The organism is Paraburkholderia fungorum, from assembly GCF_046027215.1.
Taxonomy (GTDB): Bacteria; Pseudomonadota; Gammaproteobacteria; order Burkholderiales; family Burkholderiaceae; genus Paraburkholderia; species Paraburkholderia fungorum_D.
The window spans coordinates 3,927,521-3,944,051 of the sequence record NZ_JAQQEN010000001.1; the positions used below are offsets into that span (position 1 = coordinate 3,927,521).

The following is a 16,531-nucleotide window of genomic DNA, read 5'->3' on the forward strand; positions in this document are numbered from 1 at the left end:
GCACGGACTCGCGCCGTAGCGCGCAAAGCCTTATCCACAAAGGCTCCCACAGCTTTTGTTCGGCATCAGACATACGCTTGGCCCACTCCTTGCTGAAATGCATTCAAACGACAAATGCATCGGGGCACATCATGGGCGAATTCCTTCCAGACTATCTGATCCGCGAACAGGCCGCCGTCGGCGCGCTGGTGATGTTCGGCATATTGCGCATCATCGGCGCGGCGCTCGCGTTCGAACGCGGCTGGCGCATCTCCGTGGTCGAAAAATGCTGCTTCGCTGCCGCCGTGGTGTATTGCCTGCCGCAGCTTTTCGAGCTGTTAACACAGCTCTACGGCTCGCGCGCCGCGGGCGCGGAACTTGAAGGCAAGGTAGCCGGCTGCGCGATCGCGCTGTTCTGCGCGCCGATTCTTGGACATCGGTTGGGCCTCGAGTAATCGCCGAATAGTCGTTCTCATCGCGCCAGTGCCTCCGTAAGCTGACTCGTCCAGCACGTCAGCACGTCAGCACATCAGCCCAACGCGTCAGCCCAGCGCGGCGAACGCCGGCACGCTATGCGAGAGTACGGCTGCCGCGATGAAGACACCGATCATCGCCAGCGCTTCCAGATACATCACATTGACGAACGTGTGCGCATCCATCGTCGATGCCGTGCGTCGCAAGCGCGGCAGCGCGAGGACACGATTGAGGCCGCCGAGCACCAGTGCCAGCGCGACCAGCGCGAGCTTCAGCGTCAGCACGTGGCCCCACGTGCTGACCTCGATGGCCTCCCACGAGCCACCCGAGCCGCGCACAGCATTGAAGATGCCCGACAGCAGGACCAGCCCAACCGCCACCACCGACACATTGGACACCTGCGTCGCCGTGCGGATCAGCATGCCGCGCGCGGTCGACGTGCCGAGCGCGGGCAGTACCGCGAGCCCCGACGCCATCGCCAGTCCGCCCCACACGCTGGTCACCAGCACGTGCAACGTCTGCATGGCGATGGCCGCCGAAGCCGGGCCAGCGTCCGCCGCATGCCCGAGCGAGGCCTTGCCGGCGGCGATCGCGACCACCGCGAGCCACAGCAGCGCGTTGCGCAGCATGCCCGTGTGACCGGCCATGGCCGTGCCCAGCAGCACCAGCGCGCCGCCGAACGCCACACTCCAGCCATAGCCGACATGGGTTTGCGTCAGGACGGTCGGCACCACGCCAATCGCGGCCGGCAGCGCAACGCCGCTCATCGACGCCGCCTGATACAGGAGCCAGCCGAGGTCCGCGAGCACCAGCACGACGGTGGCCGTCAGCATCGACCGTTGCGCGCGCAACCAGGCCGGGCGCGCCGGCGCAATCTTGACTTGCGCGTCGCCGGCCAGCCAGGCGCCGAGCAGCGCCGAACCCACAGCAAACGCAAATGCGACGTTCATGAGCGCGGCCATTGCGACCTGCCCGATCCACAGTCCGTTGAGGCTCATTTGACGATGAACGCGAAGTCGCCCTGGGTACGGTGGCCGTCCGTGGCAACCGCGGTCCAGTGCACCGCGTAGCGGCCGGTCGTCAACGACGGCAGCGCCAGATGCATGACCTTGGCGTCAGTCCCGTCGACTTGCGACGCGGCAGGCGCGGCGGCATTGCCGCTCGCGTCGGCGAGTGCGATCTTGCTGAAAGCCGGCTCGAGAGGCTCGGTGAAACGGATCGTCACTTCGGTGGGCGCGACCACTTCGGCATTCGCCGCCGGTTCGCTCGACATCAGATGCGCATGGGCGAAAGCCGTGGACGTCACAACCAGCGCCGCGGCGCCGGCCGTCAGCGCTCGCAGCGCCGGACGGGAAAAATGGAGTAGCTTCATGAAAGGCCGATAGCGTGTAAAAAGGGAATCGATGGACGTCGAGCCACCGGGCAACTGCACTGAACGTACGCTTGCGCGCCCGGAAGTGTACGCTTCGATGGTTGGCGCGCGCGTGGGTTCAACCTGCTTTGTTATCAGAGCGGCGAGATACGACGTGTGTGGAAGCGATCCCGCGGACAAATTCGAGATGACCGGCATTCCTTGCGATCATGATCCGCGTCAAACTGTCGCATGACTGTGACAGCTGGAACCTTTGCTAATGTGGCAAATAGTCATCATCACCCTTCGATGATAGAATGCTGCGTCGCCGCAGCGCCGGCTGCCCTTCACACCGAGCCGCTCGAAGTTCGGTCAGGTCCCCGATTTTGATGGAGTTACGCGTGTCTTCAAGACGCATTTTCCGCCCGTTGCTTGCCCTTCTGCTGATCGGCTCCGCGGGTGTCTATAGCGCTGCGAAAGCGCAGACTCAACCGAAGGCCCCCGATACGATGGAAGCGCGCGTGCAAGGTTGCACGGCCTGCCACGGTTCGCACGGCCAAGGTACCGACAACGACTACTTCCCGCGTCTGGCGGGCAAGCCGGCCGACTATCTGTACAACCAGCTGCAGAACTTCCGTGAAGGGCGCCGTAAGTACCCGCCCATGAACTACCTCGTCACGTATCTCTCGGACGACTACCTTCATCAGATCGCCACGTACTTCTCGCAGCAACGCCCGCCGTATCCGAAGCCGGCCAAGCCGACTGTCTCGGCGGCCATCGTTGCACGCGGCCAGCAGATCGTGCTGAACGGCGACGCGTCGAAACAGATTCCGGCTTGCGCGGCTTGCCACGGCAAGGCGCTGACCGGTATGGAACCGGCCATCCCGGGTCTGGTCGGCCTGCATTCGGATTACATCAGCGCGCAGCTGGGCGCATGGCGTTCGGGCTCGCGTCATGCCATCGCACCTGATTGCATGCATACCATCGCCACCCGTCTGACCGACGACGACGTGAACGCCGTCGCTTCATGGCTCGCCACGCAAACGGCCCCACAAAACCCCGTGCCGGCTCCGGCCCGCTCGATGAAGACTCCGCTTGCCTGCGGCAGCGAACCGCAATAAGGCACCGGGAGAGACACTCAAATGAAACGCAAGTCTTTGTTCGCCCTCTCGGCAGTCGTCGTCATTGCGGCTGCGGCACTCGTTCCCGTCCTCTGGACGGGCGGCGACAACCTGCATAACGGTACGGCCATGGCGGCAACGCCCGCCGACCAGGCAGCCCTGATCAAGAAGGGCGAGTATCTCGCCCGCGCTGGCGACTGTATCGCCTGCCACACGGTGCGCGGCGGCAAGCAGTTCGCCGGCGGCCTGCCCATGGCCACGCCGTTCGGCACGATGTTCACGCCGAACATCACGCCTGACGACCAGTACGGTATCGGCAAGTGGACGCAGGACGACTTCTACCGCGCCATGCACACGGGCCGTTCGAAAGACGGCAGCCTGCTGTACCCGGGCTTCCCGTTCACGAGCTACACGAAGGTCACGCGCGCCGATTCTGACGCGATCTACGCCTACCTGCGCTCGGTCACGCCGGTCAATGTCGCAAGCCGTCCGCACGAACTGAAGTTCCCGTTCAACCAGCGCAACATGCTGATCGGCTGGCGCACGCTGTTCTTCCGTGAAGGCGAGTACAAGGCCGATCCGACCAAGTCGGTGGAATGGAACCGCGGCGCGTACCTGATCGAAGGCCTCGGCCACTGCGGCATGTGCCACACGTCGATCAATGCAATGGGCGGCCCGGTGAGCTCGGCTGCATTTGCCGGCGGTCTGATCCCGCTGCAGAACTGGTATGCACCGTCGTTGACGTCGAACAAGGAAGCCGGCCTGGGTGACTGGGAAACCAAAGACATCGCCGATCTGCTGAAAACCGGTGTGTCGAACCGCGGCGCGGTGTTCGGCCCGATGGCTGAAGTGGTCCACAACAGCCTGCAATACATGTCGGACGAAGACATCAACGCGATGGCGACGTACCTGAAGACGATTCCGCAGAAGAGCGAAGCACCGGAACCGCTGCAGCTCGAAACCTCGGAAAAGTTCGGCGGCGAACTGTTGAAGCAAGGGCAGAAGATCTACGCTGACAACTGCGCGAAGTGTCACGCCGAGAATGGCCTCGGCATGCCGCAGGCCTTCCCGCCGCTCGCGAATAACCAGTCGATCCAGATGCCGTCGGCGGTCAACCCGATCCGTATGGTGCTGAACGGCGGTTACCCGCCGAGCACGGACGGCAACCCGCATCCGTACGGCATGCCGCCGTTCGCGCAAGCGCTGTCGAACACGGAAGTCGCAGCTGTTGTGACGTACATCCGTATGTCGTGGGGCAACCACGGTACGCCGGTCTCGCCGCAGCAAGTGGCCGATCTGCGCTCGGCGCCGCTCGACTAAGCAGCTTGAGTTGTACCCAGGGCGCGGCCTGCGAGAATCGCGGCCGCGCCCTTCGTTTTTTCAGGACCGGTATCATGTGGGTAGTAGATACCCTAATGGAACCGCGCAGGAGGAAAGAGCCGTGCATGTCGGTGAGCGTTTCAACAGCATTACCCATCTCGTCGGCGCCGTGCTGTCGGTGGTGGGGCTGGCTGCGCTCGTGACAATGGGCGCGCTCGACGGCGACGCGTACAAGGTGGTGAGTTTCAGTGTCTACGGTGCGATGCTGTTCGTGCTGTATGCTATCTCGACGCTTTACCACAGCGTACGCAACCCGCGCGTGAAAGCGGTGCTGCAGAAATGCGACCATTCGGCGATCTACCTGCTGATCGCCGGCAGTTACACCCCGTTCACGCTGGTTACATTGCGTGGACCGTGGGGCTGGTCGTTATTCGGCGTAAGCTGGGGGCTGGCTGCTCTCGGCATCGTGCAGGAACTGACGCTCGGGCGACGCACCCGCAGCGTTTCGATGGTGCTGTATGTAATGATGGGATGGCTCGCGCTCGTTGCCGTCCACCCGCTGGTTCAAGCCTTACCGGCAGCGGGAACCGCCTGGCTCGTGGCCGGCGGGGTCATCTACAGCGCCGGCATCTACTTCTTCATCAACGACGAGCGCATCCGCCACGGACATGGTATCTGGCACCTGTTCGTCCTGGCGGGCAGTCTGTGTCAATTCGTCAGTGTTGCGCGCTACGTCGCATGACATCCCACGGCGGCGAAATGCAACTTAACGCCAGTCAACGTGTCTGCATAGCGCGTTGAAGCATTCGGCACGCGTATGAAGCGTGCCGCCGATTTCTCTGCGACCGGAACTGGGCTCTGGCCTCGAACGCGCCATGCGGGCGCGTTGATGCCGCGTTTATGCCCATCTGTGCCGTTCGCGAAACTGCATTGCAAAGAGCATTTATGTCTTTTGATTCCCTCGGCTTGTCCGAACCGTTGGTCCGCGCTGTACACGAACTCGGCTACACCACCCCGACGCCGATCCAGACGCAAGCCATCCCCGCCGTCCTCAACGGCGGCGACCTGCTCGCCGGCGCTCAGACCGGCACCGGCAAGACCGCCGGCTTCACGCTGCCGATCCTGCAGCGTCTGAATACTATGCCCGCAGTTGCCACGGCCTCGGGCAAGCGCGTCGTGCGCGCGCTGATCCTCACGCCGACGCGTGAACTGGCCGCACAGGTCGAAGAAAGCGTGCGCGCGTACGGCAAGTACCTGAAGCTGAAGTCGACCGTGATGTTCGGCGGCGTCGGCATCAATCCGCAGATCGGTGCGCTGCGCAGTGGCGTGGACATCGTCGTCGCCACGCCGGGCCGCCTGCTCGACCACATGCAGCAGAAGACCATCGATCTGTCGCATCTCGAGATTCTCGTGCTCGACGAAGCCGATCGCATGCTCGACATGGGCTTCATCCATGACATCAAGCGCGTGCTTGCCAAGTTGCCGCCGAAGCGCCAGAACCTGCTGTTCTCGGCCACCTTCTCGGACGAAATCAAAACGCTCGCGGACAACCTGCTCGACTCACCCGCGCTGATCGAAGTCGCCCGTCGCAACACGACGGCTGAACTCGTTGCGCAAAAGATTCACCCGGTCGATCGCGATAAGAAGCGTGAACTGCTCACGCACCTCATCAAGCAACACAACTGGTTCCAGGTGCTGGTGTTCACGCGCACCAAGCACGGCGCGAACCGCCTTGCCGAACAGCTGACGAAAGATGGCATCAGCGCACTGGCGATTCACGGCAACAAGAGCCAATCGGCCCGCACACGCGCGCTCGCCGAGTTCAAGGACGCCACGCTGCAGGTGCTGGTGGCGACCGACATCGCGGCACGCGGCATCGATATCGATCAATTGCCGCACGTGGTCAACTACGATTTGCCGAACGTGCCGGAAGATTACGTGCACCGCATCGGCCGCACGGGTCGTGCAGGCGCATCGGGCGAAGCGATTTCGCTGGTGTGCGTCGACGAACTGCAACTGCTGAAGGACATCGAGAAGCTGATCAAGCGTCAGGTGCCGCAGGAAGTGATCGCCGGTTTCGAGCCGGATCCGACTGCCAAGCCGGAGCCGATTCTGCGCCGTGGTCAGGGCGGCGGTGGTGGCAGCGGACGTTCGCCGCGCCAGGGCCAGGGTGCGCCGAAACGCGAAGGCGGTCAACGTGATGGCCCGCGACGCGATGGTGCGTCGTCGGCAAAACCGGCGCAGCGCTCGGGTCAACGTCCGGCGGGCGGTCAGCAGCAGCCGAAGCCGCAAGGCGCAAAGCCGGCCGGTGCGAACGGCCAGCCACGCGGCGACGGTCAGCGTCACGACAACAAGCCGCGCGCAGTCGCGCACGAAGGCAGCGCCGCGCAACACGCGCCGCGCAAACCGCAGGGCAACAAGCCCCAAGGCGGCAATCCGGGTGCCTTGCTGGGTGGCAGCAAGGCGCGCAGCGACGCGCCGCGTGGCGGTCAACCGACGCGAAGCGGCCAGCGCGGCCGTTGAGCCTCGAGGCCGCCGATTCGCTGGTTAGCTGTTCGTTCTTAACGGCTGGCCGCGGCGGCGGCTTGCTTCAGGTGCTCGATCTGCCGTTCCCAACGGTCGAGCACCGCCTCCCCCGCCCCCTCCATGAGCTCGAACGTAATGCCGCTTGTCAGGCGCGCATAACGCACGCTCTGCGCCTCTCCGGTGTCGATCGAGCAGATCAGATACATCAGCCCGCTAGCATCGCCTTCAACGCCCGCTAATGGCGTGGCGAGCAACTGCACCTGATAGAACGCCTCATTGCAGACAAAGGCCAGCGCTGCGCGGCCGCTTTGCGTAATCGCGCGCGCCGCCCTGGCTTGCGGCCACAGCGCGATGCACAGTGTGCGCGAATCGGGCGCATACAGCTCGCCGGCGCCGAGCAGCGAGGTCCGCAGATGGCCGTTCGCATCGACGCTCAGCAGCGACGCCGTAAAGCCCTTCTTGCTCGCGAGCGACGAACCGTCGAACAGCGTGCGGACAGCATCGGGCCACTCGTCGAATACGGCCTGGTCGAGCGGACGTTCAGGTACGGGGAAAGCGCTCATTGTGTCGATCCGGTCGGTGAGGGTTGCAAGGATCCATCATGCCTTTAAAAACGAATGGCCCGCATGCGCGGGCCATTCGTTTTCGTTACGCCGCCAGCTCAGCGAAAGAACACGTGCTGCGTGATCTTCGCGAGCGGGTAATGCACGCCCGGTTGAATTTTCGCCGGAAGGTTGAGCGGCTTGAGCAGCATCTTCACGCACATGTCCGCCGACAAATTGCGCCTCACCAGCGTATTGATGCGAGCGGCACGTTCGCGGTTATAGGCCGAATCATGCACGCGCTCAGGATAGCGAATCGCGAAAACGTGCCGCAAGGCGATTTCGGAATCTTCGTTCTTGATCTCCATCACGCGGCGCATCAACGCCCCGAGCACGGCGAGACGGCCGTTGCCTTCGATCTTGTTGTATTTCTTGAAGAACTTGAAAAAGTGCTTGTAGTGCCGGACTTCGTCAGTGCGGATGTTGTCCGTGATCTCCTTGAGCACCGGTTCGTCCGAACATTCGCCAATCGCGCGATAGAGCGTGGCCGTACCCGTTTCCACTACGCAGCGCGCCACCATCTCGAGCGCACGGGTCTTTTCGAAGTCTTCAAACGAGCAGGTCAGCGAATACTCTTCCATGAAATTGCGGAACGCCGTGTCCCAGTCGAACTCCGGCCAGACGTAAGCGATATAAGTCTTGAGCGCGCGGCCGTGCTGCATTTCTTCCGGCTCCCATTCCTTGTTGAGCCATGCGGAAACTTCCGGGTCGCCGTCGAAGAAGGTGCTCAGATTGCTCGTGTAAAGGTCGGTGCCGCTTTCAATGAACGAAGCGGCGCACAACAGCAGCAGCAGATCTTCGTTACAGACTGCCTTCTGGCGATCTATGCGGGCGAGGTCGATATCCTCGATCCGCCAGGGCATCACGTGGTTCAGCTCAGAGTGCATCGTGTCTTTGCTCCGAAAGCTGTATCGACTCGTGGAGCACGCTAGCAACCGTCCGCGCTCACCGGGACGGTTCACCACGTCGGATACAGTGCCTTGAATTAGAGTTAACCCGTTGTATCTTGCATCTTAGTCGGTGTTTTCCAACTCTGCAGATAACACAGCACAGACCATGCCGAGCCTCCGCAGTTCCAGTTTCACGATAGTCGATTCGTTCAGTCGCACCAAGGCGGCGCGTGGATGGCATAAAAAAAGCCAGCTCGACGAGCTGGCTTTTGCCTGAGCAATGGCGTCCTGGTCAAGCGCGGCAAGGCTCGCCGCGCAGCGCACGACTGCCGCGCCACGTTGTCACGCGGGCTGAAGCCGTTCGACATGCCGCGCCCGGCGCATGCGCCACGCAACGACGACGAGCGACAACCCCGACAGCACCGCGGCAGTCAGCACGTAATAACTCGGCGCGAGTTTGTCGCCGGTCAAGTGAATGAAGGTCTCGACGATCGTCGGCGCAAAGCCGCCGAAAATCGTCACACCAATGCTGTAACCAATCGAAAGCCCCGTCGAGCGCACCTGCGTGGGGAATATCTCGGACATCAGCGCGGGCATGGGTCCCGAATAGGCGGCCTTGAAAATGCCGGCCGTGCCTTGCAGCAGCAACAGCCAGCCGATGGTCGGGTGCGTCTGCAGCAACGCGAACATCGGATAGATCAACACGCCCATCAGGATCGACGTCGTCAGCATGATGCGAATCCGGCCGATACGATCGGACAAGGCACCCATCACCGGCGACAGCAGGAACTGCAGACCACCGTTGAGCACTACCACACCAAACGACGCCGCAGCCGGCATATGGAGCTGTTTGACCGCGTACATCGGCATGTAGAGTTGCAGCACGTACACGCCGACCGTGGACTGCGCGACGATGCCCACCGCCAGCAACAGATTCACCCACTGGTTACTGAACGATGCATCCTTCTCCGCCGCCTTGCCCTTGACCTCGGCAGCGGCGTTGCGCGCTTCGCGCAGCGCGAGAAACTCCGGCGTTTCGTCCAGATGCGAACGGATGTAGTAACCAACCGGCCCGACCAGCAGCCCGAACACGAACGGCAAACGCCAACCCCAGCTGTTGAGTTGCTCGGGCGGCATCCATGCCGTCAGCAGTGAGCCAAACGCCGCCGCCGTGATCGCTGCCAGCCCCTGACTGGCGAACTGCCAGCTTGCGTAGTAACCGCGCCGCGACGCGCTGTGCTCGACCATGAAGGCCGTCGCGCTGCCGAACTCTCCGCCCACCGCGAAGCCTTGTACCAGCCGCGCGAACAGGATCAGCACCGGTGCCGCAATGCCGATCGACGCGTACGGCGGCATCACCGCCATCGTGAACGTGCCGACCATCATCAGGGCGATGGCGAGCGTGAGCGCCGCCTTGCGGCCTTTACGGTCGCCGTAGATGCCCAGCACAACGGCGCCCAACGGCCGCATCAGGAACGAGATGCCGAAGGTGGCGATGGCGAGCAGCGTCGAAAGCCATTCGTCCTGCATGGGGAAGAACTGCTTCGCGATGATGGTCGCGAAGTAGCCATAGACCAGAAAGTCGAACCATTCGAGCGCGTTGCCGACCGACGACGAAAACACGATACGCCGTACCATCGCTTTGGAAAGCGGTGCGGGCGTGGGACGCGGGGAAGCTGTCGCGATTGGCGACGCGGTGGTGTTCATGATGTCTCCTGCCTTGCCTGATGCTGGTTGCGCTGGTTGCGCTGAATGCACTTATGGCGCTTGTTACCGGCTATCGCGCGCAACCCGTTTCCGGTTTGCCCGCAACGCCTGGCTTTTAACTGCGATCCCCTGCGCCGCCGCTGCACGATGCCCACAATGCATCGTCAACAAACGCGGCGCAGCGCGGGTGCGCGCTGTGCAGCACCCGCGCTTCGTTCGAGCCGTTCAGAAGCCGGCCGCCAGCCCGTCGCGACGGCTATCGCTTGCCGCCACGTAGCCACGCTCCGGATCGTTGCGATCGAGCTTCCAGATGTACTGTCCGGAGCCGAAGTCCATGTACGGATCGTCCACCGACTTGATCGTGTGGCCGAGCTTCTGCAGCGCGGCGGCGGTGTCCGGATCGAGCGTCGATTCGATATCGATCGTGAAGTCGCGATTGACCTTCCAGCGCGGCGCGTCGCAGGCGGCTTGTGGCTGCTGGCCATAGTCGAGCATCCGGACGATGGATTGCAGATGCCCTTGCGGCTGCATGTCGCCGCCCATCACGCCGAAGCTCATCACCGCTTCCTGCTTGCCGTCCACCTGCTGCGTCAGGAACGACGGGATGATGGTGTGGAACGGCCGCTTGCCGCCTTCCACCACGTTCGGCGACTTCGGGTCCATCGAGAAACCGCAGCCGCGGTTCTGCATGGCGATGCCGCTGTCCGGCACCACGATGCCCGAGCCGAAGCCCATGTAATTCGACTGAATGAAGCTGACCATCATGCCGCGCTCGTCGGCGACCGACATGTAGATCGTGCCGCCCGCCTTCGGCATGCCGAAATCGAATTGCGTGGCGCGCTTGCGATCGATCAGCCTGGCGCGCGACGTGAGGTAGGCGTCGTCGAGCATCTGCTCGGGCGTCACGTCCATCGAACGCGGATCGGCGACGTAGCGGTAGACGTCGGCGAATGCGAGCTTCATCGCTTCGATCTGCAGATGCTGCGATTCGACGTTGTCGAGCGCCAACCCCTTCACGTCGAATTTTTCGAGGATGCCCAACGCGATCAGCGCCGCAATGCCCTGGCCATTCGGCGGAATCTCGTGCACGGTGTAGCCGCGATAGTCCTTGCCGATCGGCTCGACCCAGTCCGCGCGGTAATTGCGCAGGTCGTCGAGCGTCAAGGCGGCGCCGCCTTCGCGCGCGAACGCCGCGATCTGCTCGGCGATCTCGCCTTCGTAGTACGCGCGCGGGCCTTGCTCGGCGAGCTTGCGCAACGTCTTCGCGTGGCCGGGGAAGCGCACCATCTCGCTGACTTCCGGCGCACGGCCGCGCGGCATGAAAGTTTGCGCGAAGCCCGGCAGGTCTTTCAGTTCCGGCACAGCCGCCGCCCACTTGTAAGCGACGATGCTCGCCACCGCATGACCGCGCTCGGCGATTTCGATGGCCGGCTCCATCAGATCGGCGAACGGCAGCGAGCCGAACTTCTGATGCAGCGCTTCCCAGCCGGCGATCACGCCAGGCACCGTCACCGCGTCCCAGCCGCGCTTGGGTTGCTTCGCCAGGCCGTTTTCCTCACCGTACTTGCGCTTGAAGCAATCGACATTCCAGGCCGCCGGCGACACGCCGGACGCATTCAGGCCGTGAAGCTTCCTGCCATCCCACACCAGCGCGAAAGCGTCGCCACCCAAGCCACACGACACCGGCTCGACCACCGTAATGGCGGCGGCCGCCGCGATCGCCGCATCGACGGCATTGCCGCCCTTCCACAGCATCCGCAGCCCGGCTTGCGCCGCGAGCGGATGCGAAGTCGAAACAATATTGCGCGCGAATACGGGCAGACGCGGCGTCGGATAGGGGTTTTGCCAGTTGAAGCCAGTCATGTCGAACACTCTCGAAAGCGCGGCCCGGCACGACATCGCATGCCGGAAACCATGGAAAGACGGTGTAATGCAGAACCGTGGATTGCAGCGCGATCCGGCCCAAAAAACAAATTCATTTATCAAATGAATAAATGCGTAAATCACCTGAATAGGTCGATTCAGGCCTGGAGCGCGTCGCGCAAGTTGGCAGACAAGGCGCTCGATGGTCTTACAATACGCTCACTCCCGTTCACGCATTGCTCGCTTTCTGGCCCGCCGCGCCGGGCCGATGGCCGGGCGACGCCGACAAAAACACGCTCCGAGACACATGACCCGAGACCCCCGTCTGACTCTGAATGCCCGGCAACAGGAACTGCTTGAGTGGGTGCAACGCGACGGCTTTGTGACCGTGGACGATCTCGCGGCCCACTTCGACGTGACGCCGCAGACGATCCGCCGCGACGTCAACTGGCTCGCCGACATGAACCTGCTGCGTCGCTATCACGGCGGGGCGAGTTTGCCGACCAGTTCGGAGAATGTCTCGTACACGGCGCGTCAACGGATGTTCCATGAAGAGAAACGGCGCATTGCGGCGCTAGTGGCCACTCACATTCCTGACCAGGCCTCGCTTTTCATCAACCTCGGCACCACCACCGAGGAAGTCGCCCGGGCGCTCAACCGGCATCGCGGCCTGCGCGTCATCACCAACAACCTCAACGTCGCCAGCATGATGAGCGGTTATCCGGATTGCGAGGTGCTGGTGACCGGCGGCATCGTGCGGCCGTGGGACAAGGGAATTGTCGGCGAGCTGGCTATCGATTTCATCCGCCAGTTCAAGGTGGACTTCGCGATCATCGGCACGTCGAGCATTGAAGCCGACGGGACGCTGCGCGACTTCGACACGCGCGAAGTGCGTGTGGCCGAGGCGATCATCGAACATGCGCGCACGGTTTTCCTCGCCGCGGATAACTCGAAGTTCGGCCGTCCCGCGCTGGTTCGCCAGGGTCACCTGAACCAGATCGACGCGCTATTCACCGACGCCGCCCCGCCCGCCGACATGGTCGAAACCCTGACGGCCGCCAACTGCCAGGTGTACGTCGCCGAGTGAGGCCAGGCGTTCTCCGCCATGTTGCAGTGCACGCGAAACTTCGAGTGAAATCACGGATCTGGCTGCGGCCCTAAACCGCCGCTTCGGGGCGCGATTGTCAAAGGGAAAATTTACTGGGGCCGATTTGGTGTTTAGCGTGCGGTTGACTACACTCCAGTTCCCCGGCGTCCGTTCCGCGTTACGCGTAGTGCCGGTTGCGTGAACCTGAATCTGTCGTGATAGCCGCACCTCCCGCCTGATCTTTTAGCGGACTTTACTGGCATCTGGCCAGTCGCCGGCAAGGCCGTCCGCGTTTGCTTGACATGGAGAGAACGATGCTGAGTCCGCATGAATTCGCCACGTTGTTGCTCGTCAAGGACGCTCCCAACCAAGTCGATATGGAGCGAGAAGAACTCGACGCCCTGCTGGAACGCCAGCTCGTGCAGCTCGAACGCCTCGCATCGGGCAACGAACAATGGCGTGTCACCGAAAGCGGCGACAGCGCACTCCGAGCCATCAAGCGTCTTTCCTGATTTTTATCGGTAGACGTCGAACCTTGCGAACGACGTTTGGCAGCATGACGGCGGGCCGCGCGGCGGAATGTTCGCGCGCGCCCTCGTCCATCCAGAGAAACTGCCACGCTTTCTCCTTTCCTTGAAATTCAGGCTCGGTTCGGGCCGTTGCTTTGTTGTGCCTTGCTCATTTACAAAGTAAATTAACGCGACGGACTTTCTGGCCCCGCGCATGCCCAAAACACTCTCCTCCGACGACATCCAGCAATTCCGCGAAACCATGCGGCGCGTGGCCGAGAGCGCGTTTGCCACACGCGGCGCGCAGGGTGTGACGATGCGCGAACTGGCAAAGGAATTAGGGTGTAGCGCGATGACCCCTTACCGCTATTTCCGCGACAAGGACGAAATCCTGGCGATGGTCCGCGCCGCGGCGTTCAACCGCTTCGCTGCACGCCTTGAAGCAGTGGCGCGGCAGTCGCCTGAAACCGACCGCTCGGCTGTCAGCGACGCCTATGTTGCGTTCGCGCTCGACGAACCGCACGCGTACCGCTTGATGTTTGATCTGACGCAGCAGGACGGCGTCTACCCGGAACTCGCCGCCGCGTCGCAGCGCGCGTGGCGGATGCTCGGTGCGCACTTCGAGCGGCTCGTCGCGGCGGGCATTCTGGAAGGCGATCCGCAATTGATCGGTTACGCGTACTGGGCGAGCCTGCACGGCTTTACGATGCTGGCGCTCGCCAATCAGTTGCCCTTGCCGCAGGCGCAACAGCCCGCCGCCGGCAACGCACCGACGCGCGAAGCCGTGTTTGCGCAGATTCGCCAGATGTTGTGGCGTGGCGCCCAGCCGCAATGCGCCTAGCCCCGCGCGCTTACCGGCTCGGCTCGCCGCGCCGGAAGTTCAGCCGCTGCGCAAGGTCGGATCGACCGCTGCGCGCCAGCTGATCGCCTTCGCCCGCTGGTCCGTAAAGAACGTTACCCACTGATTGCGCGCCTGCGGGTCGGCACTCGTGCCGAGACTCGCATAGTGCTGCGCGATCGACGTCTGGAACGCGCAAAAATCGTCCTTCGACAGCTTGCCGCTCCGATTCGCCACATACGCATCGAACAGCGTCGCGTAGACGCCTTGCGCGTCGTTGCCGTAGTCGACCGTCTGGGCACTGCACATCTGTTGCAAGGAGACGAACGAAGGCGCGCCCATCGTCCCGTTCAGGCTCGGCGAGCTGACACATCCCGTGACAAGCGCCGCGGCGCCGATCATCCAAAGTACACGCATGAATTCACCTCGATATGGCTACTGCCGAGAGTATCGTCCGTGCCCGCCGGTTGCGCTACACCCCAGGCAATCGTTAGAGGAACGCCTAAGAGAACCGAACTTTACTTTTTCGAATATGTTCATTAAAGTTCGTAAACGAACACTATCGGTTCGATAGATTTTCCATACCGCTTTTTGACTTTCCGCGATACGCAATACGCAAGGGACACAGCAGGTGACGCAAGGCTCGAGATACGATTTGCTCGTCGTGGGCGGCGGGATCAATGGCGCCGGTATCGCACGCGACGCGGCCGGCCGCGGCCTGTCGGTGCTGCTGTGTGAACAGGACGATCTGGCGGCGCATACATCGTCGGCGAGCACCAAACTGATTCACGGCGGCCTGCGCTATCTCGAGTACCGCGAGTTCGGGCTCGTCCGCAAAGCCTTGCAGGAGCGCGAAACGCTGCTGCGCGCCGCGCCGCACATCATGTGGCCGCTACGCTTCGTGATGCCGCACATGCCCGATCTGCGTCCGGCCTGGCTGATTCGCGCCGGCCTCTTCCTCTACGATCACCTTGCCAGACGCGAACTGCTGCCTGGCTCGCGCGGCATCGATATGCGCCGTCATCCGGCGGGCGCACCGCTGGTCGATTCGATTAAGCGCGGTTTTGTGTATTCAGACGGCTGGGTCAACGACGCGCGTCTGGTCGTGCTGAACGCGCTCGACGCGCAGGAGCACGGCGCGAAGATTCTGACCCGCACCAAACTCCTGAGCGCGGTGCGCGCCGGCGGCGAATGGCGCGCGCAACTCAGGCGCGACGACGGCACGATCCTCGATATACGCGCCGGCTCGATCGCGAATGCGGCCGGTCCGTGGGTCGGCGAGTTGCTGCAAGGCGCACTCGGCCGGGAAGCAACGCACAGCGTGCGTCTCGTGAAGGGCAGCCATATCGTCACGCGTCGTCTGTTCGAACACGACCACGCGTACATCTTCCAGAACCCGGACAAGCGGATCATCTTCGCGATTCCGTACGAACACGATTACACACTGATCGGCACGACCGATATCGAGTATCGCGGCGACCCGTCGCAAGTCGCGATCACCGCCGAGGAAACGCAGTACCTGTGCGAGTCGATCAACCGTTATTTCAAGCAGCAGATCACGCCAGCCGATGTGCGCTGGACCTACTCGGGCGTGCGTCCGCTGCTCGAAGAGGAAGGCGCGGACAACCCGTCCGCGGTCACGCGTGATTACTCGCTCGAACTCGACGCCCCCGCTGGCGAAGCGCCGCTGCTGTCGGTGTTCGGCGGCAAGATCACGACGTTCCGCAAGCTGGCGGAAGAAGCCGTCGACACACTCACGCATGCGTTGCGCAAAGGCAAGCCTTCGTGGACCGCTGGTGCGGCGTTGCCCGGCGGCGATATTCCACAGGCCAACTTCGAGCGCTTCCTGACCGGACTGAAGCAGCAGAATGCGTGGTTGCCGGCGGAACTCGCTCATCGCCTAGCCCGCGCGTACGGCACGCGCGTCAAGAATGTGATTGGCCACGCGCGCTCGGTGGCCGATCTCGGCTGCGCCTTCGCGCCGGGTCTTTACGAAGCCGAACTCGTTTATCTGCGCGACACTGAATGGGCGCGCAGTGCACAGGACGTGTTGTGGCGCCGCTCGAAACTCGGCCTGCACGTCGAACCGGGCACGCTCGATTCGATCACACAAGACATCGACGCGTGGTTTGCTCGCGAACCGGTCCGGCAGGGCGCATAAAACCACCGGCTTCGATCAAACCGCTTTCACCCCTCGGCAACGGACCAAGCCGGGCCGCACAATCCCAGTTGCAGCCCGCTTAAAACAACACGCCGTTCCCGTC

General features: G+C 62.9%; 16 protein-coding genes. 9 read left to right on the forward strand and 7 right to left on the reverse strand.

The features are described 5' to 3' along the window. Positions 1-131 precede the first annotated feature (131 nt). Positions 132-434, forward strand: a complete 303-nt coding sequence (locus PQR27_RS17555) for a hypothetical protein (protein ID WP_408524829.1) — start codon at positions 132-134, stop codon at positions 432-434. Between the two features lie 87 nt (positions 435-521). Here the strand turns inward: PQR27_RS17555 and PQR27_RS17560 are convergent, their stop codons facing one another. Further along, a complete protein-coding gene (locus PQR27_RS17560; protein WP_408524830.1) occupies positions 522-1,451 on the reverse strand; it encodes a CopD family protein in 930 nt (309 codons plus the stop codon). Continuing rightward, the gene (copC, locus tag PQR27_RS17565; protein WP_408524831.1) at positions 1,448-1,825 is read right to left on the reverse strand and encodes a copper homeostasis periplasmic binding protein CopC; all 378 of its coding nucleotides are present in this window, start codon (positions 1,823-1,825) and stop codon (positions 1,448-1,450) included. The genes PQR27_RS17560 and copC overlap by 4 nt, the downstream gene beginning before the upstream one ends. 368 nt (positions 1,826-2,193) lie before the next feature. On the opposite strand from copC, the gene PQR27_RS17570 reads away from it, so the two are divergent. From PQR27_RS17570 to PQR27_RS17585, 4 genes are all read left to right on the forward strand, one after another. Beyond that, complete coding sequence (locus PQR27_RS17570; protein WP_408524832.1) at positions 2,194-2,925, forward strand: c-type cytochrome; 732 nt, start codon at positions 2,194-2,196, stop codon at positions 2,923-2,925. 21 nt (positions 2,926-2,946) lie between these two features. Further along, on the forward strand, positions 2,947-4,245 hold the full coding sequence (locus tag PQR27_RS17575; RefSeq protein WP_408524833.1) for a c-type cytochrome: 1,299 nt from the start codon (positions 2,947-2,949) through the stop codon (positions 4,243-4,245). Between the two features lie 121 nt (positions 4,246-4,366). Further along, positions 4,367-4,987: a PAQR family membrane homeostasis protein TrhA gene (gene trhA / locus PQR27_RS17580; RefSeq protein WP_408524834.1), complete on the forward strand. Its 621-nt coding sequence runs from the start codon at positions 4,367-4,369 to the stop codon at positions 4,985-4,987. A 203-nt stretch (positions 4,988-5,190) separates the two neighbouring features. Beyond that, entirely contained in the window at positions 5,191-6,768 is a 1,578-nt protein-coding gene (locus PQR27_RS17585; RefSeq protein WP_408524835.1) for a DEAD/DEAH box helicase, read from the forward strand. Positions 6,769-6,806: 38 nt separating this feature from the next. Here the strand turns inward: PQR27_RS17585 and PQR27_RS17590 are convergent, their stop codons facing one another. The 4 genes from PQR27_RS17590 to PQR27_RS17605 form a co-directional block, all read right to left on the reverse strand. Further along, positions 6,807-7,334, reverse strand: a complete 528-nt coding sequence (locus PQR27_RS17590) for a hypothetical protein (RefSeq protein ID WP_408524836.1) — start codon at positions 7,332-7,334, stop codon at positions 6,807-6,809. 98 nt (positions 7,335-7,432) lie between these two features. After that, positions 7,433-8,260 carry a ferritin-like domain-containing protein gene (locus PQR27_RS17595; protein ID WP_408524837.1) on the reverse strand — a complete coding sequence of 276 codons (828 nt, stop codon included), beginning with the start codon at positions 8,258-8,260 and terminating at the stop codon, positions 7,433-7,435. A 345-nt stretch (positions 8,261-8,605) separates the two neighbouring features. Next, on the reverse strand, positions 8,606-9,970 hold the full coding sequence (locus PQR27_RS17600) for an MFS transporter (RefSeq protein ID WP_408524838.1): 1,365 nt from the start codon (positions 9,968-9,970) through the stop codon (positions 8,606-8,608). A gap of 225 nt (positions 9,971-10,195) precedes the next feature. Next, positions 10,196-11,833: a gamma-glutamyltransferase family protein gene (locus tag PQR27_RS17605; protein WP_408524839.1), complete on the reverse strand. Its 1,638-nt coding sequence runs from the start codon at positions 11,831-11,833 to the stop codon at positions 10,196-10,198. A 307-nt stretch (positions 11,834-12,140) separates the two neighbouring features. On the opposite strand from PQR27_RS17605, the gene PQR27_RS17610 reads away from it, so the two are divergent. The 3 genes from PQR27_RS17610 to PQR27_RS17620 all read left to right on the forward strand — a co-directional run bounded on the left by PQR27_RS17610 (position 12,141) and on the right by PQR27_RS17620 (position 14,270). Beyond that, the gene (locus tag PQR27_RS17610) at positions 12,141-12,920 is read left to right on the forward strand and encodes a DeoR/GlpR family DNA-binding transcription regulator (RefSeq protein WP_408524840.1); all 780 of its coding nucleotides are present in this window, start codon (positions 12,141-12,143) and stop codon (positions 12,918-12,920) included. A gap of 314 nt (positions 12,921-13,234) precedes the next feature. Then, positions 13,235-13,432: a hypothetical protein gene (locus PQR27_RS17615; protein WP_006049938.1), complete on the forward strand. Its 198-nt coding sequence runs from the start codon at positions 13,235-13,237 to the stop codon at positions 13,430-13,432. 211 nt (positions 13,433-13,643) lie between these two features. Beyond that, complete coding sequence (locus tag PQR27_RS17620; RefSeq protein WP_408524841.1) at positions 13,644-14,270, forward strand: TetR/AcrR family transcriptional regulator; 627 nt, start codon at positions 13,644-13,646, stop codon at positions 14,268-14,270. 39 nt (positions 14,271-14,309) lie between these two features. Here the strand turns inward: PQR27_RS17620 and PQR27_RS17625 are convergent, their stop codons facing one another. Next, the gene (locus PQR27_RS17625; RefSeq protein ID WP_408524842.1) at positions 14,310-14,684 is read right to left on the reverse strand and encodes a hypothetical protein; all 375 of its coding nucleotides are present in this window, start codon (positions 14,682-14,684) and stop codon (positions 14,310-14,312) included. Between the two features lie 214 nt (positions 14,685-14,898). Between PQR27_RS17625 and glpD the strand changes: the two genes are divergently transcribed. Next, entirely contained in the window at positions 14,899-16,428 is a 1,530-nt protein-coding gene (gene glpD, locus PQR27_RS17630; protein WP_408524843.1) for a glycerol-3-phosphate dehydrogenase, read from the forward strand. Positions 16,429-16,531: the final 103 nt, after the last annotated feature.